The organism is Mycobacterium sp. HUMS_12744610, assembly GCF_041206865.1.
Taxonomy (GTDB): domain Bacteria; phylum Actinomycetota; class Actinomycetes; order Mycobacteriales; family Mycobacteriaceae; genus Mycobacterium; species Mycobacterium servetii.
Map to the genome: position 1 here is coordinate 558,605 of NZ_JBGEDP010000001.1, position 21,324 is coordinate 579,928.

Below are 21,324 nucleotides of genomic sequence, written 5' to 3' on the forward strand. Positions count from 1 at the left end.
CTTCACTCACTGAGGGCCTCCAGCACTCGCCGTCGGTGCGCCTGGGGGTCCCCCCATGCCGATCGCAGCGCCTGCACGCGCAGCAGCCACAACGACAGGTCGTGCTCCTGCGTGAACCCGATGGCGCCGTGGGTCTGCAGCGCCGAGCGCGCCGCCAGCAGGCCCGCCTCGGCGGCGGCGGCTTTGGCCGCGCTGACGTCGCGGGGCTCCAGCGACAAGGCCGCGCCGTACACCAGCGGGCGGGCCAGTTCGACCGCGATGTGCACGTCGGCGAGCTTGTGCTTGATCGCCTGATAGGACCCGATCACCCTGCCGAACTGGGCCCGCTGCTTGGCGTAGTCGACGGCGGCCTGCAGCAGCGCCTCGGCGGCACCGACCAGCTGTGCGGCGGTGGCCAGCGCCCCGAACTCGCAGGCCCGCGCGACGTCTGCCTGCCAGACCGCGCCTGTCGCCGTCACCTCGTGAAGGTGCCGGCTGGGATCGACGGACTCGTGGCGCTCGCCCGCCTCGGCTTCGCTGACGCCGTTGGCGCTGGCCAGCAGCACCAGCCCGGCCGCGTCGGCATCGACTGCCCGCGGGGCGTGCGGCGGCAGCGCCACGGTGGCGATCAGCTCACCCGATGCGAGGGCGGCACAGCGTTCGTCGTTTGCGAGTAAAACCGGTGCGACGGCGATGGATTCGGCCACCGGCCCGGGAACGCACCAGCGTCCGAGGCGTTCGAGCGCGACCACCAGGTCCACCGGGTGGGCGCCCACGCCGTCGAACCGTTCCGGCACGGCCAGCGCGGTGACGCCGAGGTCGGCCAGCCGCTGCCACACCTTGCGCCCGGGCGCGAAGTCACCGGCGGACCACGCCCGCACCGCGCCGGGCAGGTCCGCCGCGCCGAGCGCCGCGTCGATGCTGGCCGCGAAGTCCCGCTGTTGATCGTCGAGCGCGAATTTCACTTCCTGCCCCCAGACTTCTCCCGGGGCAGGCCCAGCAGCCGCTCGGAGATGATGTTGCGCTGGATCTCGTTGGTGCCGGCGTAGATCGGGCCGCCCAGCGCGAACAGCAGCCCGTCGGTCCAGGGGCCGGCGAGCTCGCCGTCGGCCGCCAGCAGGTCGAGCGCGGTCTGGTGTAGGGCCACGTCGAGGTCGGACCAGAACACCTTGGTCACCGAGGATTCCGCGCCGAGCTCGCCGCCGGCGGCCAGCCGCGTCACCGTGCCGAACGTCTGTAGCCGGTAGGCCTGCGCGTCGATCCACGCGTCGGCGACCCGGTCGGCGAACGCGGGCGGGGACCCGCGATCCCGCCAGAGCCGCACCAACCGCTCGGCCGCCGCCACGAAGCGCGCCGGGCTGCGCAGCGACATCCCGCGTTCGTTGCTGGTGGTGCTCATCGCCGCGCGCCAGCCGTCGTTCGGGGTGCCGATCACGTCGGCGTCGGGCACGAAGACGTCGTCGAGGAAGATCTCGCCGAAGCCGGTGTCGCCTCCGAGCTGGGCGATCGGGCGCACGGTGACGCCGTTGGCCTTGAGGTCGAACATGAAGTACGTCAGTCCGTGGTGCCGCTCGGCTGCGGGGTCGGACCGGAACAGCCCGAATCCCATCTCGGCGAATGGTGCCCGCGAGCTCCAGATCTTCTGCCCGTTCAGCAGCCAGCCGCCGTCGGTGCGGGTCGCGGTTGAGCGCAACGACGCCAGATCGCTCCCGGATTCGGGTTCCGACCAGGCCTGCGCCCAGATCTGTTCGCCGCTGGCCATTTTCGGCAGTATGCGGTCGAGCTGCTCGGAGGTTCCGTGCGCGAACAGCGTCGGGGCCAGCATCGAGGTGCCGTTGGCGCTGGCCCGGCCGGGCGCCCCGGCGCGGAAGTACTCCTCCTCGAACACCACCCAGTGCAGCAGTGGCGCGTCGCGGCCCCCGTACTGCTGCGGCCAGGTGATCACCGACAGGCCGGCATCGAAAAGCACCCGGTCCCAACGCCGGTGCTGGGCGAAGCCTTCGGCGTTGTCGTAGGACTTCGTCGGGATGGAATCGGCGTTGTCCGACAGGAATTCCCGCACCTCGGCCTGGAAGGCCAGTGTCTGTTCGTCCAGGTCCAGATCCATCAGGCCAGCTCCCGCAGTTGTGATTTGACCACCTTGCCCCCCGCGTTGCGCGGCAGCGCGTCGACGAACCGCACCGATCGTGGGGCCTTGAAGTTCGCCAGATGTGCGCGGCTGTAGGCGATCACCGATTCCTCGTCGAGCCCGGCGCCGGGCCGGGTCACCAGGAATGCGCGCCCGACCTCGCCGAGGCGCTCGTCGGGAACCCCGATCACCGCGGCGTCGGCCACCCCGTCCAGCCGGGCGAGCACCTGCTCGACCTCGGCGGGGTAGACGTTGAAACCGCCGCAGATGTACATGTCCTTGAGCCGGTCGGTGATGCGCAGGTTGCCGGCTTCGTCGAGGGCGCCGATGTCACCGGTGTGCAGCCAGCCGTCGGCGTCGACGGCGGCGGCGGTGGCCGCCGGGTCGTCGAGGTAGCCCAGCATCACGTTCGGCCCACGCAGCAGCACCTCGCCGGAGTCCGATCCCGCGTCGGAGTCGATGCGCAGCTCGAAGCCGGCGAACGGGCGACCGCAGGTGGTCGCGACGGTGACCGCGTCGTCGTCGGGGCGGCACATGGTACCCATGCCGTTGGCCTCGGTCAGGCCGTAGGCGGTGAGCACGATGTCGATGTCGAGTTCGGTTTGCATGCGCTCCACCAGCACCACCGGCACCGTCGCCGCGCCGGTCACGGCGAAGCGCAGCGAGCTCAGGTCGTAGTCGTGGCGCGCCGGGTGGTCCAGCAGCATCTGGTAGATGGTGGGCGGGCCGGGGAGCACGGTGATGCGCCTGCGTTCGATGGCCTGCAGCGCGGCCAGCGGGTCGAAGGTCAGGTGCGGGATCAGCGTGGCCCCGGTCTGCAGGCAGGCCAGGATGCCGGCCTTGTAGCCGAAGTTGTGGAAGAACGGGTTGATGCACAGGTAGCGGTCGTCGCTGGTGATCTTGCCGTTGGCCGCCCACGCCGCCGACGCCGACAGCGACTGGCGGTGCGCGCACAGCACGCCCTTGCTGCGGCCGGTGGTGCCGGAGGTGAACAGGATGTCGCTGACGTCGTCGGGGGTGACGGCGGCGGCGCGCGCGGCCACCGCGTCGACGTCGGTCCCGCGGGCCATGAATTCGTCCCAGGTCCCGCCCGGTGCCTCGACCGGCACCCGCACGATGTGCCGTAGCGCGGGCAGCGCGGCGCGGTCCAGGCCGGCGACCCGGTCGGTGCCCAGGAACTCGCCCATCGCGAACAGGACCGGCGCCTCGGTACGGGCCAGGATGTCGGCGGCCTCCTCGGCGGTGTAGCGGGTGTTCAGCGGCACCATCGCGGCACCGGCGTGGTGGATCGCCAGGCAGGCCACCACCCAGTGCCAGGTGTTGGGGGACCAGATAGCCACCCGGTCGCCGGGCCGGACCCCCAGCGCGATCAGGGCGGCGGCCGCATGGTGCACCTCGGCGCGCAGCTCGGCGGCCGAGAAGCTTCGCTCGTCGGTGATCAGGGCCGGATGGTCGGGGAGTTGCAGCGCGAAACGATCGAGCGCCGCGGGCACGGTGCGCGAATCGTTGATCATCGGATGCTCCTCGGTGTCCGGTCCGCGGCGCGCAGCACCGGCGGCCTAACAAAGCAAGTGCTTGGTAGGTTAGCCTACAGGGCGTGCAGGACGTCGAAGAGTTTCGGGCGGAGGTCCGGCAGTGGCTCGCCGACAACCTCGTGGGCGAGTTCGCGGCGCTCAAAGGGCTCGGCGGGCCCGGGCGCGAGCACGAGGCCTTCGAGGAGCGCCGGGCCTGGAACCAGCATCTCGCCGCGGCGGGGCTGACGTGTCTGGGCTGGCCGGTCGAGCACGGCGGGCGCGGACTGTCGACCGCGCACCGGGTCGCCTTCTACGAGGAGTACGCCCGCGCCGACGCCCCGGACAAGGTGAACCACTTCGGCGAGGAACTGGTGGGCCCGACGCTGATCGCCTACGGCACCCCCGAGCAGCAACGGCGTTTCCTGCCGCGCATCCTCGACGTCAGCGAGCTGTGGTGCCAGGGATATTCCGAACCGGGCGCGGGCAGCGACCTGGCCAACGTGGCGACCACCGCCGAACTCGACGGCGACCAGTGGGTGATCAACGGCCAGAAGGTGTGGACGTCGCTGGCGCACCTGTCGCAGTGGTGCTTCGTGGTCGCGCGGTCCGAGAAGGGCTCCAAGCGCCACGCCGGCCTGTCCTACCTGCTGGTGCCGCTGGACCAGCCGGGCGTGCAGGTCCGGCCGATCGTCCAGATCACCGGCACCGCGGAGTTCAACGAGGTGTTCTTCGATGACGCCCGCACCGACGCCTCGATGGTGGTCGGCGAACCGGGTGACGGCTGGCGGGTCGCGATGGGAACGCTGACGTTCGAGCGCGGCGTGTCCACCCTGGGGCAGCAGATCGTCTATGCGCGAGAGCTTTCCAATCTTGCCGAGCTCGCGCAGCGCAACGGGGCCGCCGCCGACCCGTTCATCCGCGAACGGCTGACCCGGGCGTGGACCGGGCTGCGGGCCATGCGTTCCTATGCTCTGGCCACCATGGATGTCGAGCAGCCCGGCCAGGACAACGTATCGAAGTTGTTGTGGGCCAACTGGCATCGCGCCCTGGGCGAGCTGGCGATGGACGTGGTCGGCAGGTCGTCCATGACCCTGCCGGACGGCGAGTTCGACGAGTGGCAGCGGCTGTTCCTGTTCACCCGCGCCGACACCATCTACGGCGGATCCAACGAGATCCAGCGCAACATCATCGCCGAGCGGGTGCTCGGCCTGCCCCGGGAGGTTAAGGGATGACCCTGTCCGAAGCGCCGGAAGAGATTGCCGGACACGGGCTTCTGACTGGCAAGGTGGTCGTCGTCACGGCGGCCGCGGGCACCGGCATCGGGTCGGCGACGGCGCGACGGGCCCTGGCCGAGGGTGCCGACGTCGTGATCTCCGATCACCACGAACGCCGGCTGGGGAAGACCGCCGACGAACTGGCGGCGCTGGGGTTGGGCCGCGTGGAGAAGGTGCTGTGCGACGTGACGTCCACCGCCCAGGTCGACGCGCTGTTCGCGTCGGTGACCGCCCGGATGGGGCGCATGGACGTGCTGGTCAACAACGCCGGGCTGGGCGGGCAGACCCCGGTGGTCGACATGACCGACGAGGAATGGGACCGCGTCCTGGACGTGACGTGTACGTCGGTGTTCCGCGCCACCCGCGCGGCGCTGCGGTACTTCCGCGAGGCCGGGCACGGCGGCGTGATCGTCAACAACGCCAGCGTCTTGGGCTGGCGGGCCCAGCACTCGCAGGCGCACTACGCCGCGGCCAAGGCCGGGGTGATGGCGTTGACCCGTTGCAGCGCAATCGAAGCCGTCGAATACGGGGTGCGGATCAACGCCGTGTCGCCCAGCATCGCTCGGCACAAGTTCCTGGACAAGACGACCTCAGCCGACCTGCTCGACCGGTTGTCGGCCGGCGAGGCGTTCGGACGCGCCGCCGAACCGTGGGAGGTCGCGGCCACCATCGCCTTTTTGGCCAGCGACTACTCGAGCTATCTGACCGGCGAGGTCATCTCAGTGTCCAGCCAGCATCCATGAGGTCGCTAGCCGAGCAAGCGCTTGGTTGATAGGCTGGCCCGGTGGAGCGGGAGACCAGTCAGCCGAACAGCCGCCGCGGGGAGCTGCTCGAGCTCGCCGCGGCCATGTTCGCCGAGCGTGGCCTGCGCGCGACCACGGTGCGCGACATCGCCGACGGTGCCGGCATCCTCTCCGGCAGCCTGTACCACCATTTCTCCTCCAAGGAGGAGATGGTCGACGAGTTGCTGCGCGGCTTCCTGGACTGGCTGTTCGCCCGCTACCGCGAGATCATGCACACCGAGGCCAATGCCCTGGCGCGGCTCAAGGGCCTGTTCCTGGCGTCGTTCGAGGCGATCGAGCACCGGCATTCCCAGGTCGTCATCTACCAGGACGAGGCCAAGCGGTTGTCGTCGCAGCCGCGGTTCTCCTATATCGAGGACATGAACCGCCAGCAACGCAAGATGTGGGTCGAGGTGCTCAACCAGGGCATCGACGAGGGCTACTTCCAGCCCGACCTGGACGTGGACCTGGTCTACCGTTTCATCCGTGACACCACCTGGGTGTCGGTGCGCTGGTACCAACCCGGCGGGCCGCTCACCGCGCAACAGGTGGGCCGGCAATACCTCGCCATCGTTCTCGGCGGAATCACCAAAGAAGGAGTCTGACGCAAATGGCAGAGGCGTACGTCATCGACGCTGTACGTACCGCGGTAGGCAAGCGCAACGGATCGCTGGCCGGCGTGCACCCCGTCGACCTGGGGGCGCTGGGTTGGCGCGGTCTGCTCGACCGCGTCGACGTCGACCCCGCCGCCGTCGACGACGTGATCGCCGGCTGTGTCGACGCGATCGGCGGCCAGGCGGGCAACATCGCCCGGCTGTCGTGGCTGGCGGCCGGCTACCCCGAAGAGGTTCCCGGTGTCACCGTGGACCGGCAGTGCGGCTCCAGCCAGCAGGCGATTTCGTTTGGCGCACAGGCGATCATGTCCGGGACAGCCGACCTCATCGTGGCCGGTGGCGTGCAGAACATGAGCCAGATCCCGATCTCGTCGGCGATGAGCGTGGGCGAGCAGTTCGGGTTCACCTCGCCGACCAACGAGTCCAAGCAGTGGCTGCACCGTTACGGCGATCAGGAGATCTCGCAGTTCCGAGGCTCGGAGATGATCGCCGAGAAGTGGAACCTGTCGCGCGAGGAGATGGAACGGTACGCGCTGGCCAGTCACGAGCGTGCGTTCGCGGCGATCCGCGGCGGTCACTTCGACAACGAAATCATCACGGTGGAAACCGAATCCGGGCCGTTCCGGGTCGACGAAGGCCCGCGCGAGTCGTCCCTGGAGAAGCTGGCCGGCCTGAAGACCCTGGTCGAGGGCGGCCGGCTGACCGCGGCGATGGCCAGTCAGATCTGCGATGGTGCCAGCGCGGTACTGCTGGCGTCCGAGCAGGCCGTCAAGGACCACAAGCTGACCCCGCGGGCCCGCATCCACCACATCAGCGCGCGCGCCGCCGACCCGGTGTTCATGCTCACCGGGCCGATCCCGGCGACCCGCCACGCCCTGGACAGGACCGGCCTGAGCATCGACGACATCGACACCGTCGAGATCAACGAGGCGTTCGCGCCGGTGGTCATGGCCTGGCTCAAGGAGATGAAAGCCGACCCGGAGAAGGTCAACCCCAACGGCGGCGCGATCGCGCTTGGCCATCCGTTGGGGGCGACCGGCGCCAAGCTGTTCACCACCATGCTCAACGAACTCGAGCGCATCGGCGGCCGCTACGGGCTGCAGACGATGTGCGAGGGCGGCGGCACGGCCAACGTCACGATCATCGAGCGGCTCTAGCTTTTTCCTCTCGCCGCCGAACGTGAACTGGCTGCGAGTTTTTCGCGGTTTTCTCGCAGTGGTTGCACACTCGGCGCGGGGCTAGGGGTCGTAGTCGACGGCGACGAACGGCGTCGTCGGATGTGACTGGCAGGTCAGGATGTAGCCGGCGTCCAATTCGGCGCGCCCGAGGGCGAAGTTGTGGTCCATGTCGACCTCGCCCTCGACCAGCTTCGCGCGGCAGGTGCCACACGCGCCGCCCATGCAGGCATACGGCGCGCGAATCGCCGTCAAAAACCTTCCCGGCGGAACTCCCAGGCGGTTACGGCGCAGGCCGCCGGCACGAGCAACGCGACGTCACCGCCGTGCCACAGCGCGCCCAACGCCGCGCACCCGACCACCAGGACCGGTCCGATCGCCAGGGTCGGCCACGCCGCACGCATCGTCCGCCGGCACAGGTCGGCGATGCCCACCGCGATCAGGAAGACAGCGATGGCGCTCACGGCAGGCTCCGAAGATATCGCGACGCGACGACGAGGAGATCCAGGCCGTCACGGCTCGCCCGCTGCGACACCGCCGAGGCGCTGATGGCCTCGGCGGCGGCGAGTTCCTTCTTGGTTCGGCCTGTCATCAAGCCCTTCACGATTCGCAGCGATCTTTCATCGAGCGATCCAAGCAGATGGTCCCGACAGATCAGGGCCGCGTTGACGGCCGCGACGTCTGCGCGGGCGTCCTCGTCCGCCCGGAAGGTGGTGCGCACCAGCGTGAAGCCGGGCTGCCGTTGCGTCTGTGCGGTCGCCTGGATCGCCTCGCGCGCGGCCCACCACGCCGGCCCGTCCTGGATGCCGGCCTCGGGGTCCAGGACGGTGATCGGGCCCCAGCTGATGCCGAAGCGCACGTCGACGGCGGGGGCGAGGAGCAGTCGCACGCGCAGCGCGGCGTCGATGGCGGCGCCGACCGTGGGGTAGCTGCCCTGGAACTCGTCGCCGACGGTGAAGGCGGGGGCGTCGATCGCGCCGTCGGCGACCTCGCGCAGGGCGGTACTTACGCGTCGGTGCAGGGCGGACCGGTCCACGGCGCGCCGGGATGCCACGACGTCACCAATCACGGCCGCCCTTGGTGAAGAATTGCGCTTCACTCGGGCTATATGAAGACTATAGATTAATCCGAGCTGAATGCAGCTATTTGCTTAATCGCCTAGCCGGCGTCGCGGTTCGCGGACGCGGTCACGCCGGCGATGATGTCGTCGACCGTGCGTTCCGCCAGCGCCTCGACCCGGCGGCGACCGGCGTGACGCAGCGGTCCGCGCAGGGCAAGCTCGGCGAATCCGTGCACCGCCGACCAGCAGGGCCATTCGGCGCCTTCGCGTCGTTCAGGGGACAGCGTTCCCACCTCCGACATCGCATCGAGCGCCTCGACCAACGCCACATACGGTGGCGCGCCCGCGGTCTCGCCGGTCGGGGAACCGGCTCCGAAAAAGGCCACGGTGAACCACCCCGGCTCGTCGAGTGCGAATTTGATGTAGCCGAGCCCGACCGCGCGGAGCCGATCGATCGTTTGCGGCCGCGTGGAGCCGCGCCGGCGCGTCAAGCTCTGCATCCGCGCCGCCATCCGGTGCTGGATCGCGATGGCGACGGCGCCGAGCAGGGCCTCCCGATCGGCGAAGTGGCGATAGGCGGCGTTGGGCGAAACCCCTACTCGCCGAGTCGCTTCCCGAATGGTGAGCGCTTCGGGTCCTCCGGTCCGGGTGAGGTACAGGCCGGCGTCGACCAACGCGGTGCGCAGATCCCCATGGTGATAGCCGGTCTTCAAGGTGGCCACGCTTGACCCTTCTCGGGCTGGAAGTGTACGGTGTCCACATTATCATGTTGACGCTGTGAACATCGAGATCGGAGGTGGTGTCGTGAGCTCCGCAGCATTGCCGTCGATTGTGGAAGAGCGGTTGTGGCAGCGCGAACTGAACGCTTTGCGGGCCCGGGAGAAGGCGGCTACCCGCGAACTCGATGCGATCGCCGCGCAGCGCCGGCGGCTACCCATGGTCGCGATGCCCGATTACGTCGTGGAGGGTGAGCGGACCGGTGCGGCTCGCCGACGTGTTCGGCGGCAGATCGCAGTTGATCTTCTACAGCCACATGTGGTCTCCCGGCGAAACGTGGCAGTGCCCGGGATGCACGTCGCAGTACACCCGTCAGGAGTTCCTGGACAACTACGACGCCCGGTTTGTCATCGTCACCCAGGGGCCCATCGACGAAGTGCTCGAATACAAGCGGCGGGTGGGCAACCAGGATGACCTGGTACTCCACCGCCAACAGTCCGTTCGGTGCGGATGTCGGTGCCCCAGCGGGAGGTGGCTTTGCGGTCAACGTCTTTCTGCGCCAGGGGGAGCGGGTCTACCGAACCTGGCACACCAACGGCCGGGGAACCGAACAGCTCAGCCCCTCGTTCGCGTCGATCGATCTTTTGCCGTACGGCCGCCAGGAAGAATGGCAGGACTCCCCGGACGGCTGGCCCCGGCGGCCGACCTACCGTGGGTGGGCCGGCTCCCAGGACATCGCCCGAGCCTACCGCGCTGCCGCTGATGCCCAACCGGAAGGAGCAAGATGACCTCCATGACGACCGGCCTGACCACGATCAGCCTGGTGTGCGTACCGACACCCGAACAGGACAAAGCGGTCGAGTTCTACGAGTCGCTCGGGTTCGAGAAGCGAACCGATCAGCCATTCGGTGGCGGCTACCGGTGGATCGAGGTCTATCCGCCCGAGGGCTCGACCGGCATCGCGCTGGCTCCGCCGCCGTCGGACGCCGGAACGGTGCAACCGACCAACACCGGTATCACGTTGTCCACGAGCGACATCGACGCCACCCACGCGGCGATGGCCGCACTCGGCGTCGACGTCGACGCGCAGGTGTCGCGAATGGGCGAGCCGGTCCCGCCGATGTTCTGGTTCCGCGACCCTAGCGGGCACACGCTGCTGGTCGTCGAATCCTGAATCGCGGCTGAGCGCTCACTGCACCAAAGCGGCCGCCGACTGCAGGTGTTCGATCGCCTCGCGAACGACCTGCTCGATCAGCTCGGCGCACGAGGGCAGGTCGTCCAGGATGCCGGCGACCTGGCCGGAGGCCAGCACCCCGGCCTCGGTATTGCCCTCGACCAGACCGGCTTTGAGCAGCATGGGCGTGTTCGCGGCCATCACCACCTGCGACCAGCTCAGCTCCTTGCCGTGCCGCATGGCCATGCCGTCGGTGATCATCGACCGCCACGTCATCTGCGACATCTGTTTGAACTTGGCGGCGTTACGCACCGCGGCGACCAAACCACGTGCTTGGGAACCGCTCTCGAGCTTCTCGACCAGGGCGGTCCGCAGCACGCGGTGCGGCATGCCGTCGACCCGCGTGGTGACCACCGTGCCGTCCAGCGCGGCCTCGAGGTAACGCCGCTTGACCGCGTCGGGCACGGTCGAGTCCGAGGTGAGCAGGAACCGCGTGCCCATCGCCACCCCGGCGGCGCCGTAGCTCAACGCGGCGGCCAGCCCGCGCCCGTCGAAGAAGCCGCCCGCCGCGATCACCGGGATCCCCGTGCCGGCCACCGCGTCCAGCACCGAGGGCAGCAGCAGCGTCGTCGCGACCGGCCCGGTGTGACCGCCGCCCTCGCCGCCCTGCACGATCATCGCGTCGGCGCCCCACGCCGCGACCTTGCGCGCGTGTTTGGCCGCGCCGATCGACGGGATGACCACCGCCCCGGCTTCTTTCAGCCGGGCGATCAGCTCCTGTTTGGGGGCCAGGGCGAACGACGCCACCTTGACGCCCTCGCGGATCATCAGCTCGATGCGGTCGGAGGCGTCGGCCGCGTCGGCGCGGATGTTCACCCCGAACGGCTTGTCGGTGGCGGCCTTCACTTTGCCGATGGCCGTCGCCAGCTCGTCGAGCGTCATGGTGGCCGAGGCCAGGATGCCCAGCCCGCCGGCATTGGCCGTGGCCGATACCAGCCGGGCGCCGGCCACCCAGCCCATGCCGGTTTGGACGACCGGGTGCTCGACGCCGACCAACTCGGTCAGCGGCGTGCGCAGCCTGCTCACCGAATCTCCCTGTCCCGCAGTGACTTCGGATCGACGACCTCCCGGATGAGCCGCAACTCCTCGTCGGTCGGCAGCCGGGTTTCGTCGGCGCCGTCAAGGCCGTGCACCTCGAACGAGGTGGCCTCCCGGACGTCGCCGGGCGTCACGCCCGGGTGCAGGGACACTGCGCGCATGGTGTGTTCCGGCCCGCCGAAGTCGAACACCCCGAGGTTGGACACCACGCGATAGGTGTTGGCGAAACGGAACGCCGGATTGGCCGGGTCGACCTTGTCCCAGCCGATGCCGCAGACGATGTCGACGGCGTCGCAGAACACCCGCTTCGAATGGTTGCCGACCCAGTAGCTGGTCGCATGGTTGATCGCGTTGCCGGGTGCACCGCGCACGCCGAACATCTGCCGGGTCGGACGCTGCAGGGGGCCGAACGCCGAAATGTTCTGGTTGCCGAAGCGATCCACCTGGTTGGCGCCCATCACCACATGCCGGCGCCCCCAGGCCAGGGTCTCGAAAACCCGGCCGAAGGGCATCCAGCCCTCAATGTTGTTTGGGGGGCCGGTCTTGCCCAGCGGCGGGGTGTCGGCGAGGAGCTGCGCCTCGCCGTCAGTCAGCAGGATGTCGGGGGAGAAGGTCAACCGCGCCAGACGCGCGCCCACCGAGGCCATGTTCGTCATCGGGCTGACCATGATCTCGCCTGCGTTCCTGAACAACTCGGCGCAGGCGACCGCGCAGATCTCGGCTCTGGTGCTGCTCACTTCGCCGCCTCCTCTGCGAACTTGCGCACGGCTGCCTGGTAGTCGTCTTCGCTGCCCGAGAGGTAGATCTGCTCGAACTGCTGCCAGCCCTCCTCCGTGGCGGCCGCCTCGGCGTAGTGCCGCTGGAATTTCTCGTCGCGCCCGTAATCCGTTGCAGCCGTGGTGAAGTGGGCACCACCGGGGGCTTCCACGACAGCGTCGACCATCATCCGGTTCACCAGCAGTGACTGTGGGGGAACCGATTTCACCAGCTCTTGGGTCGACACGACCCGCTCCACCGACAGGTAGCGCCGCTCGGCGGCCATCAAGAAGAGGTCGTCGAAGTAGGGGTCGATGCCGGTGTAGGCGGCGTTGCCCCGCTCGTCACCGAGGTTGAGATGCACGAATGCGGCGTCGAGGCGCAACGCCGGCATGGCGATCAGCGTCTCCTGCCCACCGCCAGGTGCCGGATACGGGCTCGCCACGGTCTTCAGTTCGCCCTCCCAGAAGTCGAGGACCGAACTGCCCAGCCCGGCGCGGATCGGCAGGAACGGCAGGCGTTGCGCCGCGGCCTGCAGGCCGCACCGCAGCATGCCCTCGTCCATCTCGCGGGATTCGATCGACCCGGCGGTGCGCGCCTTGGCGAACCACGGGTCGTAGAAGGGTGGCGTGTCCAGCGAGACGAAGCCGTAGTAGACGCGCTTCACCTTGCCCGCCGAGCACAGCAGGCCCAGGTCGGGCCCGCCGTAGGTCACCACGGTGAGGTCCTTGACGTCGGTGCGCAGCATGGCCCGCACGAACGCCATGGGTTTGCGCCGCGAACCCCAGCCGCCGATGCCGATGGTCATGCCGCTGCGCAATTGCGCGACGGCCTCGTCGAGCGTGGTCCTCTTGTCGGTCACTCCGTTTTGCCCTTCGTCGTTCCGGCAAACGCGTCGCGGTGCTCGTCGGACACCCCCGCGAGGTTCAGCTCGAACGTAAAGCCTTGCTCCATACGGTAACTCGAGTTGACCCGCTGCACGTCGATGAGGTTGAGCGCCTCTTTGGCCGCGCGGATGACGCGGGTGTCCTTGGCGGCGATGTCGCGCGCCACCCGCAGCGCGGCCTCGTCGAGTTGCTCGCGCGGCACCACCTCGTGCACCGAGCCGAAGTGGTGCAAGGTGGCGGCATCCACGGTGGCCGCGGTGAAGAACAGCCGCCGCATCATGTGCTGGGGCACCAGCCGCGACAGGTGGGTCGCCGCTCCCAGCGCGCCCCGTTCCACCTCCGGCAGCCCGAAGGTGGCGTCGTCGGAGGCCACGATCACATCGGAGTTGCCGACCAGTCCGATGCCCCCGCCGACGCAGAAGCCGTTCACCGCCGCGACCACCGGCACTGCGCATTCGTAGACCGCGCGGAATGCCGCGAAGCAGCCGCGATTGGCGTCGATGAGGGCGGTGAACCCTTCCGTACGTTGCATTTCCTTGATGTCCACGCCGGCGTTGAAGCCGCGGCCCTCCGCCCGCAGGATCACCACGTGGGTGTCGGAGTCGTTGCCGGCGGCCGTGATCGCCTCGGCGAGGTCGAACCAGCCGCGCGAGGGGATGGCGTTGACGGGCGGGAAGTCGACGGTGACCGCGACGATGCCCGGTTCGGCGGTGGTGGTTGTGATCGGCATTGCACTCCTGGGGGCGTCGCTACCTAAGCAAGCACTTGCTTGGTACGCTAGCACAGTGACCCGCGCCGAAGGATGCCTCCCTTCCGGAGAAGCCGTCAGTTTGGCATTGGCCGGACGGGTCGTCCTCGTCACCGGCGGCGTTCGAGGGGTGGGCGCCGGTATCAGCGCCGTTTTCGCTCGGCAGGGGGCGACCGTCGTCACCTGCGCGCGCCGCGCCGTCGAGGGGTCGCCGTACGAATTCCATGCGTGCGACGTCCGCGACGAGGACTCGGTGGCGCGGCTCGTCGGCGCGATCGGCGAACGCCATGGCCGCCTCGACGTGTTGGTCAACAACGCCGGAGGTTCGCCGTACGCGCTGGCCGCCGAGGCCACACACAACTTCCACCGCAAGATCGTCGAGCTCAACATGCTTGCGCCGCTGCTGGTTTCGCAGCACGCGAATACCCTGATGCAACAGCAGCCCGGAGGCGGTTCGATCGTCAACGTGTGCAGCGTCAGCGGCCGCCGGCCGACACCGGGTACGGCTGCCTACGGGGCGGCCAAGGCGGGTCTGGAGAGTCTCACGTCGACCTTGGCGGTGGAGTGGGCTCCCAAGGTGCGGGTGAACGCCGTGGTGGTCGGCATGGTGGAGACCGAACAGTCCGAGCTGTTCTACGGCGACGCCGAGTCGGTCGCCCGCGTGGCCGCCAACGTGCCGCTCGGCCGGCTGGCCAAGCCGGACGACGTCGGCTGGGCCGCAGCTTTTTTGACTTCCGATGTGGCCTCCTACATCAGCGGTGCCACGCTGGAGGTGCACGGCGGCGGCGAGCCGCCGCCGTATCTGGCCGCCTCGAGCGCCAACAAGTAACGAGTTAAGGAGCAACGGTATGGGCTTGGTGGACGGCCGCGTCGTCATCGTCACCGGAGCCGGCGGCGGCATCGGGCGCGCGCACGCGCTGGCCTTCGCCGCCGAGGGCGCGCGGGTGGTGGTCAACGACATCGGGGTGGGTCTGGACGGTTCGCCCGCGGGCGGTGGCAGCGCCGCGCAGGGCGTCGTCGATGAAATCATCTCGGCCGGTGGGGAAGCCGTGGCCAACGGGTCGAACATCGCCGACTGGAGCCAGGCCGAGAGCCTCGTCCGGGCCGCCGTCGAGACCTTCGGTGGCCTGGACGTCGTGGTCAACAACGCCGGCATCGTGCGCGACCGAATGATGGCCAACACCAGCGAAGAGGAGTTCGACGCCGTCGTCGCCGTGCACCTCAAGGGTCACTTCGCGATGATGCGCCACGCCGCGTCGTACTGGCGCGGGCTGTCCAAAGCGGGCAAGGCCCCGGGAGACATTGACGCGCGGATCGTCAACACCAGTTCCGGTGCGGGCCTGCAGGGCAGCGTCGGGCAGGGCAACTACAGCGCCGCCAAGGCCGGCATCGCGGCGATGACGCTCGTCGGCGCCGCCGAGATGGGCCGCTACGGCGTGACGGTCAACGCGATCGCGCCCTCGGCGCGCACCCGCATGACCGAGACCGTGTTCGCCGAGATGATGGCAACGCAGGACCAGGATTTCGACGCGATGGCACCGGAGAACGTCTCGCCGCTGGTCGTCTGGCTGGGCAGCACCGAGTCCCGCGACGTCACCGGCAGGGTCTTCGAGGTCGAGGGCGGCAAGATCCGCGTCGCCGAGGGCTGGGCGCACGGCCCGCAGATCGACAAGGGCGCGAAGTGGGACCCCGCCGAACTGGGGACCGTGGTCACCGACTTGCTGGCCAAGGCGCGCCCGCCGGTTCCGGTTTACGGGGCCTAGCGGCGGCTGATCACACGCCCGGCGCGGGCTGTGTGATCAGGCGGGGGTCTGCTGCGCTCGAACGCGTTCCGAGCCGCCGCGGCCGCTCGGGCGCGAGCAGGGCTGGTATGGACCACGGGCGCTACCACATGTCCTACGTCGTCGCAGCACCGGAGTTTTCCAACGGCGGTCTCTTCGAACGGCTGGCCGGTCTGAGCATTCCGTCGCTCGGCATCACATTCAACGGCGCCACTTGCGGGACGTCGGCGAAGCCGTCGTATTCCTGCGTGTAGATGGTCGTCTGGTAGAGGTCGGAGCGATCGGTCGAGAGTCGTGCTGTCCAGGGTGGGCGGCGTCAGGGGTCGCAGATGACGACGGGGATGACCCGATCGGTCCACGACCGGTAGTCGCCGAACGACGGGTACATGGCGTCCAGCTTCGGCCAGTATTCCGCGCGCTCCTCCTCGGTGGCATCGCGCGCCTGTAACTGCAACACCTCGTCCTTGATCTGCACGGAAACTTTGGGATTCGCCTTGAGATTCAGGTACCACAGCGGATGCTTGTCGCTGCCGCCCTTCGATGCGACCAACACCACGCGGTCCCCCTCGCGCAGGTAGAGCAGCGGGCTAACCCGCGGTTCACCGGTCTTGCGGCCCGTCGTGGTGAGCAGCGCGACCGGAGCGTTGCCGAAGGTGCCGCCGAGCTTTCCGTTGCTGCGACGGTAGATCCACGCGTTGCCCTTGGCCATGTACTTGATGATCAGGCCGACCCAGGGCGAGTTCAGCGAGCGTGGCTTCTCTTTCGGCATGGCGCTCCTAGCGGGAGTTTCCGGCCTTCGTTGATCGACGGCCTGATTTGCCCTGGTGGGGTTGGGTTTTTGGGCAGGGTTGGTGTATTACCCAAGTCGTTGTGTTGGGCGTTGTTGGTCAGCGGGTGGGTGCGTATTGGTGGATTGCGAACAGGTCGGCGAGTCGCTGTTGGGTGGGGCTGGTGTCGGTGAGCATGCGCTGCACGCGGGGCCGTCCCTTGCTGCCGTCGTGGTAAATCAACACGGTCTCTTGGATGCCGGAGAGTTCGTCGAGTAGTTCGCGTACCGACAGGTGCAGCCCGGCGTGCTCGGTCTGGCGGCGCATCAGGTGGGCGACGGCCAGGGCGAGCACGCAGTAGAACACGTGCACCCGGATCTTGGAGTCGGTCCAGTGGTGCATCGGGCTGAACGAGACTACGTGGGGGTCTTTGAGTTGGCGGAACCCGAATTCGGCGTCGGATTGCGATCGGTAGGCGGCCACCACGTCGGGTACCGGCCAGTCGCGGTTGGTGAATAGGATGCGCTTGCCGAACAGCCGTTCTTGCAGGCGCTTTCGGGCCTTGGTGTCGGTGCGCCAGGACAGCCTCAATTGGGCGGGCGTGTCGCCGGTGAGGGTGGTGGTGATGATGTCGGCGACCCAGCGGGGTTTGAGGATCGCGGTGATCTCGGCCTGGACCTGGTCGCGGTCGCGGCGGGTGCGGCCGCGCGCGAGGCGGGCGGCCAGCTCGGCCAGGCGGCGCCGGGCCTTGGCCAGGGTCTGGTCCAGGCCGCGGGATTGTTTGGCCGCCAGGTTCGCCGAGTGGGTGAGTACCGCTCGGCGGGTGACGCCGAGCGCGGTGACGGTGGTGTCGACATAGCTCAGCTCGGGGTAGCGGTCGTCGTCCACGGGCCGGTAGTCCCGGGTCGGGATCTGCAGCAGTTCGGGGTGATCGCTGGGCGGCAGCGAACCGACGAACCCGATCCGGTGCGCCTCCACTACCGCATGGTTGTCGCTGCTGTTTTGCCCGGCGTCATAGACCACGGTCAGCGACTCCACGTGCTCGACCAGGTCCCGGTAGCGGGTGAGCAGTTCGTCGACGACGGTGCTGAACTGGGTGACATCGGGCCGGTCCCCGGGATAGGGGTGGCTGATCACGGGCACCCCGCCGTCGCGGGTGACGACCAGGGCCAGCCCGACCAACCGCAGATCGGTGCGTTTCTGCTTGGCCTTGCCCCGCTGCGCGATCGGCGCGCGGTCGTTGCCGGTGTCGATGAAGGTGGCGAAGTTGGTCATGTCCAACGCCAGCCCGGTCAAATCCAGCCCGAACTCGGTCACCATCCGCCGTCCCAGCCGGGTCTCGATCTCACGCAGTTCGGTCTGGCCGAGGCGGTCCATCGCGTCCCAGAACCGGCGATGATCCAGCGCGGCCCGGTCCAGCTTCACCCACCGTGACCCGGCCGTGGTGGCCCACCAGTCGGCGAAGCCACGCTTGGAACATGGGTCGACAATCCGGTTCGCGCACGCCAGGGCCACATAGGTGCCCACCGGTGCGGCCGCGTTCGCGTACCGGGGCGCCACGTCGTTGACGATGCCGGCCACATCCAGCCGGGCCAGCATCGACCACACCGCAGCCAGATCCCCGAACTGCTTGTGCTGGCTACGGATCGGCTGCCCGGCCGGCGTCGCCGACAGCTTCGCCATCACCTCCTCCGCGCTGCCCAAATACTGCTGCGAAACGATGCGCGGCTTACCTTGCACGCGGGCCGATTCCACCAGGTAGTAATAGGTCTGCTTGCCGCGCCGCTTACCCACGATCGACGCCATATATGGGTAATACACTCCAGCCCCACAAACATCAAGCACCACAACGCAAGACACGCCGATCAGCTACAAAGGCTGGAAACTCCCGCTAGCGCTGGACGAATGGATGAAAACGGACCTTGATGTGCTGGATTTCGGCCGTGCCACCGGGGCTTTCGGCGGGAATCACGAAGGTCTCGTCGACCCGCGCGCCCACCCGCCGCCCGCCGAAGGCCACCTTGGTCAGCACGTCGTACACCGCGCGCACCTCGTCGCCGCTGATGCGGTAGTCCGGCGGTGTCGTGTCGGCGATGATCCGAAACTGGGGGCCGCGGTTGAGGCCGCGCCGCATGTGGCGCCCGGAGAACCCGTTCTTGATGCCCTGCTCGGTGCGGGTGCAGCCCGTTGCGAACGGAACCGCGTCGGCGTTGTGGCTGACCAGCGCATCGATGTAGGCCTGCGCCGCGGCGATGCGGCTCTCTTCGGGAACGAGCACCGCTCGGGCTAGATGCGCTCGATGATGGTGCCGGTGGACAGGGCGCCGCCCGCGCACATAGTGATCAGCGCGGTGCTCTGGTCGGTGCGCTCCAGTTCGTGCAGGGCGGTGGTGATCAGCCGGCTACCGGTGCAGCCCACCGGGTGGCCCAACGCGATGGCGCCGCCGTTGACGTTGACCCGGGCCATGTCGGGTTCGTGGACCCGCGCCCAGGACAGCACCACCGACGCGAACGCCTCGTTGATCTCGACAATGTCGATGTCGCCCCTTCATCCCGGCCTTCTCCAGCACCTTCGCCGTCGACTGCACCGGGCCGTCCAGGTGGTAGTAGGGCTCCGCACCGACCAGTGCCTGGCTGACGATCCGGGCCCGGGGGCGCAGGCCCAGCGCCTTGGCCTTGTCCTCGTCCATCCAGAGAACGGCTGCCGCACCGTCGGAAATCTGCGACGCCGTTCCCGCCGTGTGGATCCCGCCCTCCAGGACCGGCTTGAGCGAACTCAGGCCCGACAGCGTGGTGTCGCGCAGGCCCTGGTCGCGGGAGATGGTCACGCGCTCCGAGGTCGGCTGCTTGTTCTCGTCGAGCGCCGGCGCCACGATCGGGGTGATCTCGCGGTCGAAGCGCCCCTCCTCCCAGGCCTGCTTCGCCTTGGCCTGGGATTCGAGACCGAACTGGTCGATATCCTCGCGGGTGATGCCCCGCCGCTTGGCGATTCGCTCGGCGGCCGTGAACTGGTCGGGCAGGTCGATGTCCCACGACTCGGGCCGCAGGATGCTGCGGTCGGGCCCGGCATTGGCGCCCAGTCCGACGCGGCTCATCGCCTCGATCCCGCACGCGATGCCGATGTCGATGGCGCCGATCGCGATCAGCCCGGCGATCAGGTGGTTGGCCTGCTGGCTGCTGCCGCATTGGCAGTCCACGGTCGCGGCGCCGACGTGCTCCGGCAGCCCGGCGACCAGCCAGCTCACCCGGGTGATGTTGTTCGACTGCTCGCCGTACTGCGTCACGCAGCCGCCGATGGCCTGTTCGACGTCGCCGGCGTCGATGCCGGCCTTCTCCACGACTGCCTTCTGCACCGCCCCCAGCAGCTCGGTGGCGTGCAGTCCGGACAGCCAGCCGGCGCGTTTGCCGATGGGGCTGCGGGTGGCTTCGACGATTACCGGGTTACCCATGGAGCCAGGCTAGAACACGTTTCATTACTATGACAAGCGAGGATACTGCCGCGCCTTTTTTCTACGGTGGAGGCGTGTTTTACTGGCAGCAGAGCTCCACTAGGAGAGCTAGTGCCCTGGATCGCCAGTCGCAGGAACAGCATATGCACGAGCAGTGAGGAGAAACAGCGTGCCTAGCCCCAACCTTCCGCCCGGATTCGACTTTCTCGATCCGGACAGAAATGTCAAAGGCCTGCCGGTCGCGGAGCTGGCGGAGCTGCGTAAATCCCAGCCGGTCTACTGGCTGGACGTTCCGGGCGGGACCGGGGGCTTCGGCGACAAGGGTTACTGGGTGATCACCAAGCACCGGGACGTCAAGGAGATCTCGCTGCGCAGCGACATCTTCTCCAGCCAGCAGGACTGCGCCATCCCGGTCTGGCCCCAGGAGATGACCCGCGAGCAGATCGACCTGCAGCGACTCGTCATGCTCAACATGGACGCCCCGCACCACACCCGGTTGCGCAAGATCATCTCCCGTGGCTTTACCCCGCGCGCCATCGGACGGCTTCGCGACGAGTTGGACAGCCGGGCGCAGAACATCGCCAAGACCGCCGCGGCGGCGGGCTCGGGAGACTTCGTCGAGCAGGTCTCCTGCGAGTTGCCGCTGCAGGCGATCGCCGGTCTGCTGGGTGTGCCGCAGGAGGACCGCGACAAGATCTTCCGCTGGTCCAACGAGATGACCGGCAACCAGGATCCCGAGTTCGCCCACGTTGACCCGGCGACGTCGTCGGCCGAGATCATCGCGTACGCCATGAAGATGGCCGAGGAGCGCGGCAAGAACCCCGGCGACGACATCGTCACCAAGCTGATCCAGGCGGACATCGAGGGCGAGAAGCTCTCCGACGACGAGTTCGGGTTCTTCGTGATGATGCTCGCCGTCGCCGGCAACGAGACCACGCGGAACTCCATCACCCACGGCATGGTCGCGTTCTCGCAGAACCCGGAGCAGTGGGAGCTGTTCAAGAGGGAACGACCCGAGACCGCGCCCGACGAGATCGTGCGCTGGGCCACCCCGGTCACCGCGTTCCAGCGCACCGCCCTGGAGGACTACGAGCTCTCCGGGGTGCAGATCAAGCAGGGCCAGCGGGTGGTGATGTTCTACCGTTCGGCCAACTTCGACGAAGAGGTTTTCCAGGATCCGTTCAGCTTCAACATCCTTCGGAACCCCAACCCGCACGTCGGTTTCGGTGGCACGGGCGCGCACTACTGCATCGGCGCCAACCTGGCCAAGATGACGATCAGCCTGATCTTCAACGCGGTCGCCGACCACATGCCGGACCTGAAGCCGATCTCGGAGCCCGAGCGGCTGCGGTCGGGCTGGCTCAACGGCATCAAGCACTGGCAGGTCGACTACACCGGTAAGTGCCCGGTGGCGCACTGAGG

The 21,324-nt window shown here is 68.5% G+C and carries 22 protein-coding genes and 3 pseudogenes; 9 read left to right on the forward strand and 16 right to left on the reverse strand.

The window, feature by feature from the left end:
• Window positions 1-2: 2 nt before the first annotated feature.
• From AB8998_RS02835 to fadD3, 3 genes are read right to left on the reverse strand one after another with little or no spacing between them, the layout of a single operon-like run.
• Window positions 3-944, reverse strand: coding sequence for an acyl-CoA dehydrogenase family protein (locus AB8998_RS02835; RefSeq protein ID WP_369736728.1), 942 nt, complete (start codon window positions 942-944; stop codon window positions 3-5).
• On the reverse strand, window positions 941-2,086 hold the full coding sequence (locus AB8998_RS02840) for an acyl-CoA dehydrogenase family protein (protein WP_369736729.1): 1,146 nt from the start codon (window positions 2,084-2,086) through the stop codon (window positions 941-943). The genes AB8998_RS02835 and AB8998_RS02840 overlap by 4 nt, the downstream gene beginning before the upstream one ends.
• A complete protein-coding gene (gene fadD3, locus AB8998_RS02845) occupies window positions 2,086-3,621 on the reverse strand; it encodes a 3-((3aS,4S,7aS)-7a-methyl-1,5-dioxo-octahydro-1H-inden-4-yl)propanoate--CoA ligase FadD3 (RefSeq protein ID WP_369736730.1) in 1,536 nt (511 codons plus the stop codon). Before fadD3 ends, AB8998_RS02840 begins: the two co-directional genes overlap by 1 nt.
• Window positions 3,622-3,704: 83 nt before the next feature.
• Between fadD3 and ipdE1 the strand changes: the two genes are divergently transcribed.
• From ipdE1 to fadA6, 4 genes are read left to right on the forward strand one after another with little or no spacing between them, the layout of a single operon-like run.
• Window positions 3,705-4,853: an acyl-CoA dehydrogenase IpdE1 gene (gene ipdE1 / locus AB8998_RS02850; protein ID WP_369736731.1), complete on the forward strand. Its 1,149-nt coding sequence runs from the start codon at window positions 3,705-3,707 to the stop codon at window positions 4,851-4,853.
• Window positions 4,850-5,638, forward strand: coding sequence for a (5R,7aS)-5-hydroxy-7a-methyl-1-oxo-2,3,5,6,7,7a-hexahydro-1H-indene-carboxyl-CoA reductase (gene ipdF, locus AB8998_RS02855; protein WP_369736732.1), 789 nt, complete (start codon window positions 4,850-4,852; stop codon window positions 5,636-5,638). Before ipdE1 ends, ipdF begins: the two co-directional genes overlap by 4 nt.
• Window positions 5,639-5,679: 41 nt before the next feature.
• Complete coding sequence (kstR2, locus tag AB8998_RS02860; protein ID WP_369736733.1) at window positions 5,680-6,282, forward strand: TetR family transcriptional regulator KstR2; 603 nt, start codon at window positions 5,680-5,682, stop codon at window positions 6,280-6,282.
• A 5-nt stretch (window positions 6,283-6,287) separates the two neighbouring features.
• Complete coding sequence (gene fadA6 / locus AB8998_RS02865) at window positions 6,288-7,448, forward strand: steroid 3-ketoacyl-CoA thiolase FadA6 (protein WP_369736734.1); 1,161 nt, start codon at window positions 6,288-6,290, stop codon at window positions 7,446-7,448.
• 81 nt (window positions 7,449-7,529) lie between these two features.
• Here fadA6 and AB8998_RS02870 read toward each other — a convergent pair.
• The 4 genes and pseudogenes from AB8998_RS02870 to AB8998_RS02885 all read right to left on the reverse strand — a co-directional run.
• Window positions 7,530-7,706: pseudogene (locus tag AB8998_RS02870) on the reverse strand (2Fe-2S iron-sulfur cluster-binding protein); the annotation flags it as partial.
• An 11-nt stretch (window positions 7,707-7,717) separates the two neighbouring features.
• Window positions 7,718-7,930: a hypothetical protein gene (locus tag AB8998_RS02875; RefSeq protein ID WP_369736735.1), complete on the reverse strand. Its 213-nt coding sequence runs from the start codon at window positions 7,928-7,930 to the stop codon at window positions 7,718-7,720.
• Window positions 7,927-8,574: a SatD family protein gene (locus AB8998_RS02880; protein ID WP_369741408.1), complete on the reverse strand. Its 648-nt coding sequence runs from the start codon at window positions 8,572-8,574 to the stop codon at window positions 7,927-7,929. Before AB8998_RS02880 ends, AB8998_RS02875 begins: the two co-directional genes overlap by 4 nt.
• Before the next feature lie 50 nt (window positions 8,575-8,624).
• Window positions 8,625-9,248: a TetR/AcrR family transcriptional regulator gene (locus tag AB8998_RS02885; protein ID WP_369736736.1), complete on the reverse strand. Its 624-nt coding sequence runs from the start codon at window positions 9,246-9,248 to the stop codon at window positions 8,625-8,627.
• A gap of 106 nt (window positions 9,249-9,354) precedes the next feature.
• Here AB8998_RS02885 and AB8998_RS02890 point away from each other — a divergent pair.
• Both AB8998_RS02890 and AB8998_RS02895 read left to right on the forward strand, forming a co-directional pair.
• Window positions 9,355-10,031 (forward strand): annotated as a pseudogene (locus tag AB8998_RS02890) (DUF899 family protein).
• Window positions 10,028-10,417 carry a VOC family protein gene (locus AB8998_RS02895; RefSeq protein ID WP_369736737.1) on the forward strand — a complete coding sequence of 130 codons (390 nt, stop codon included), beginning with the start codon at window positions 10,028-10,030 and terminating at the stop codon, window positions 10,415-10,417. Before AB8998_RS02890 ends, AB8998_RS02895 begins: the two are co-directional and overlap by 4 nt.
• Window positions 10,418-10,432: 15 nt before the next feature.
• On the opposite strand, the gene ipdC is transcribed toward AB8998_RS02895, so the two are convergent.
• Genes ipdC through echA20 form a run of 4 tightly spaced genes read right to left on the reverse strand, consistent with a single transcriptional unit; the run spans window position 10,433 to window position 13,888 of the window.
• Window positions 10,433-11,503, reverse strand: coding sequence for a (3aS,4S,5R,7aS)-5-hydroxy-7a-methyl-1-oxo-octahydro-1H-indene-4-carboxyl-CoA dehydrogenase (gene ipdC, locus AB8998_RS02900; RefSeq protein ID WP_369736738.1), 1,071 nt, complete (start codon window positions 11,501-11,503; stop codon window positions 10,433-10,435).
• The gene (gene ipdB / locus AB8998_RS02905; RefSeq protein ID WP_369736739.1) at window positions 11,500-12,252 is read right to left on the reverse strand and encodes a cholesterol ring-cleaving hydrolase subunit IpdB; all 753 of its coding nucleotides are present in this window, start codon (window positions 12,250-12,252) and stop codon (window positions 11,500-11,502) included. Before ipdB ends, ipdC begins: the two co-directional genes overlap by 4 nt.
• Window positions 12,249-13,133 carry a cholesterol ring-cleaving hydrolase subunit IpdA gene (ipdA, locus tag AB8998_RS02910; RefSeq protein ID WP_369736740.1) on the reverse strand — a complete coding sequence of 295 codons (885 nt, stop codon included), beginning with the start codon at window positions 13,131-13,133 and terminating at the stop codon, window positions 12,249-12,251. Before ipdA ends, ipdB begins: the two co-directional genes overlap by 4 nt.
• A complete protein-coding gene (echA20, locus tag AB8998_RS02915; protein ID WP_369736741.1) occupies window positions 13,130-13,888 on the reverse strand; it encodes a (7aS)-7a-methyl-1,5-dioxo-2,3,5,6,7,7a-hexahydro-1H-indene-carboxyl-CoA hydrolase in 759 nt (252 codons plus the stop codon). The genes ipdA and echA20 overlap by 4 nt, the downstream gene beginning before the upstream one ends.
• Before the next feature lie 100 nt (window positions 13,889-13,988).
• Between echA20 and AB8998_RS02920 the strand changes: the two genes are divergently transcribed.
• Together AB8998_RS02920 and AB8998_RS02925 are read left to right on the forward strand one after the other, a co-directional pair.
• The gene (locus AB8998_RS02920) at window positions 13,989-14,735 is read left to right on the forward strand and encodes an SDR family oxidoreductase (protein ID WP_369736742.1); all 747 of its coding nucleotides are present in this window, start codon (window positions 13,989-13,991) and stop codon (window positions 14,733-14,735) included.
• A gap of 19 nt (window positions 14,736-14,754) precedes the next feature.
• Complete coding sequence (locus AB8998_RS02925) at window positions 14,755-15,669, forward strand: SDR family oxidoreductase (protein ID WP_369736743.1); 915 nt, start codon at window positions 14,755-14,757, stop codon at window positions 15,667-15,669.
• A gap of 133 nt (window positions 15,670-15,802) precedes the next feature.
• Here the strand turns inward: AB8998_RS02925 and AB8998_RS02930 are convergent, their stop codons facing one another.
• The 5 genes and pseudogenes from AB8998_RS02930 to AB8998_RS02950 form a co-directional block, all read right to left on the reverse strand.
• Window positions 15,803-15,943 carry a hypothetical protein gene (locus tag AB8998_RS02930; protein ID WP_369741409.1) on the reverse strand — a complete coding sequence of 47 codons (141 nt, stop codon included), beginning with the start codon at window positions 15,941-15,943 and terminating at the stop codon, window positions 15,803-15,805.
• 60 nt (window positions 15,944-16,003) lie between these two features.
• Window positions 16,004-16,456 carry a nitroreductase family deazaflavin-dependent oxidoreductase gene (locus tag AB8998_RS02935; RefSeq protein ID WP_369736744.1) on the reverse strand — a complete coding sequence of 151 codons (453 nt, stop codon included), beginning with the start codon at window positions 16,454-16,456 and terminating at the stop codon, window positions 16,004-16,006.
• Window positions 16,457-16,574: 118 nt separating this feature from the next.
• Window positions 16,575-18,260, reverse strand: a complete 1,686-nt coding sequence (locus tag AB8998_RS02940) for an IS1634 family transposase (protein ID WP_369736745.1) — start codon at window positions 18,258-18,260, stop codon at window positions 16,575-16,577.
• An 85-nt stretch (window positions 18,261-18,345) separates the two neighbouring features.
• Entirely contained in the window at window positions 18,346-18,732 is a 387-nt protein-coding gene (locus tag AB8998_RS02945; RefSeq protein WP_369736746.1) for a DUF8021 domain-containing protein, read from the reverse strand.
• 8 nt (window positions 18,733-18,740) lie between these two features.
• Window positions 18,741-19,902: pseudogene (locus tag AB8998_RS02950) on the reverse strand (steroid 3-ketoacyl-CoA thiolase).
• A 169-nt stretch (window positions 19,903-20,071) separates the two neighbouring features.
• Between AB8998_RS02950 and AB8998_RS02955 the strand changes: the two are divergent.
• Complete coding sequence (locus AB8998_RS02955) at window positions 20,072-21,322, forward strand: cytochrome P450 (protein WP_369736747.1); 1,251 nt, start codon at window positions 20,072-20,074, stop codon at window positions 21,320-21,322.
• Window positions 21,323-21,324: the final 2 nt, after the last annotated feature.

Excerpts from the sequence above, each read along its gene's own strand:
- AB8998_RS02925 (WP_369736743.1), top strand. The coding sequence starts at position 14,755 with ATGGGCTTGGTGGACGGCCGCGTCGTCATCGTCACCGGAGCCGGCGGC.
- fadD3 (WP_369736730.1), bottom strand. The coding sequence starts at position 3,621 with ATGATCAACGATTCGCGCACCGTGCCCGCGGCGCTCGATCGTTTCGCG.
- AB8998_RS02940 (WP_369736745.1), bottom strand. The coding sequence starts at position 18,260 with ATGGCGTCGATCGTGGGTAAGCGGCGCGGCAAGCAGACCTATTACTAC.
- AB8998_RS02840 (WP_369736729.1), bottom strand. The coding sequence starts at position 2,086 with ATGGATCTGGACCTGGACGAACAGACACTGGCCTTCCAGGCCGAGGTG.
- echA20 (WP_369736741.1), bottom strand. The coding sequence starts at position 13,888 with ATGCCGATCACAACCACCACCGCCGAACCGGGCATCGTCGCGGTCACC.
- ipdF (WP_369736732.1), top strand. The coding sequence starts at position 4,850 with ATGACCCTGTCCGAAGCGCCGGAAGAGATTGCCGGACACGGGCTTCTG.
- fadA6 (WP_369736734.1), top strand. The coding sequence starts at position 6,288 with ATGGCAGAGGCGTACGTCATCGACGCTGTACGTACCGCGGTAGGCAAG.
- AB8998_RS02895 (WP_369736737.1), top strand. The coding sequence starts at position 10,028 with ATGACCTCCATGACGACCGGCCTGACCACGATCAGCCTGGTGTGCGTA.
- AB8998_RS02935 (WP_369736744.1), bottom strand. The coding sequence starts at position 16,456 with ATGCCGAAAGAGAAGCCACGCTCGCTGAACTCGCCCTGGGTCGGCCTG.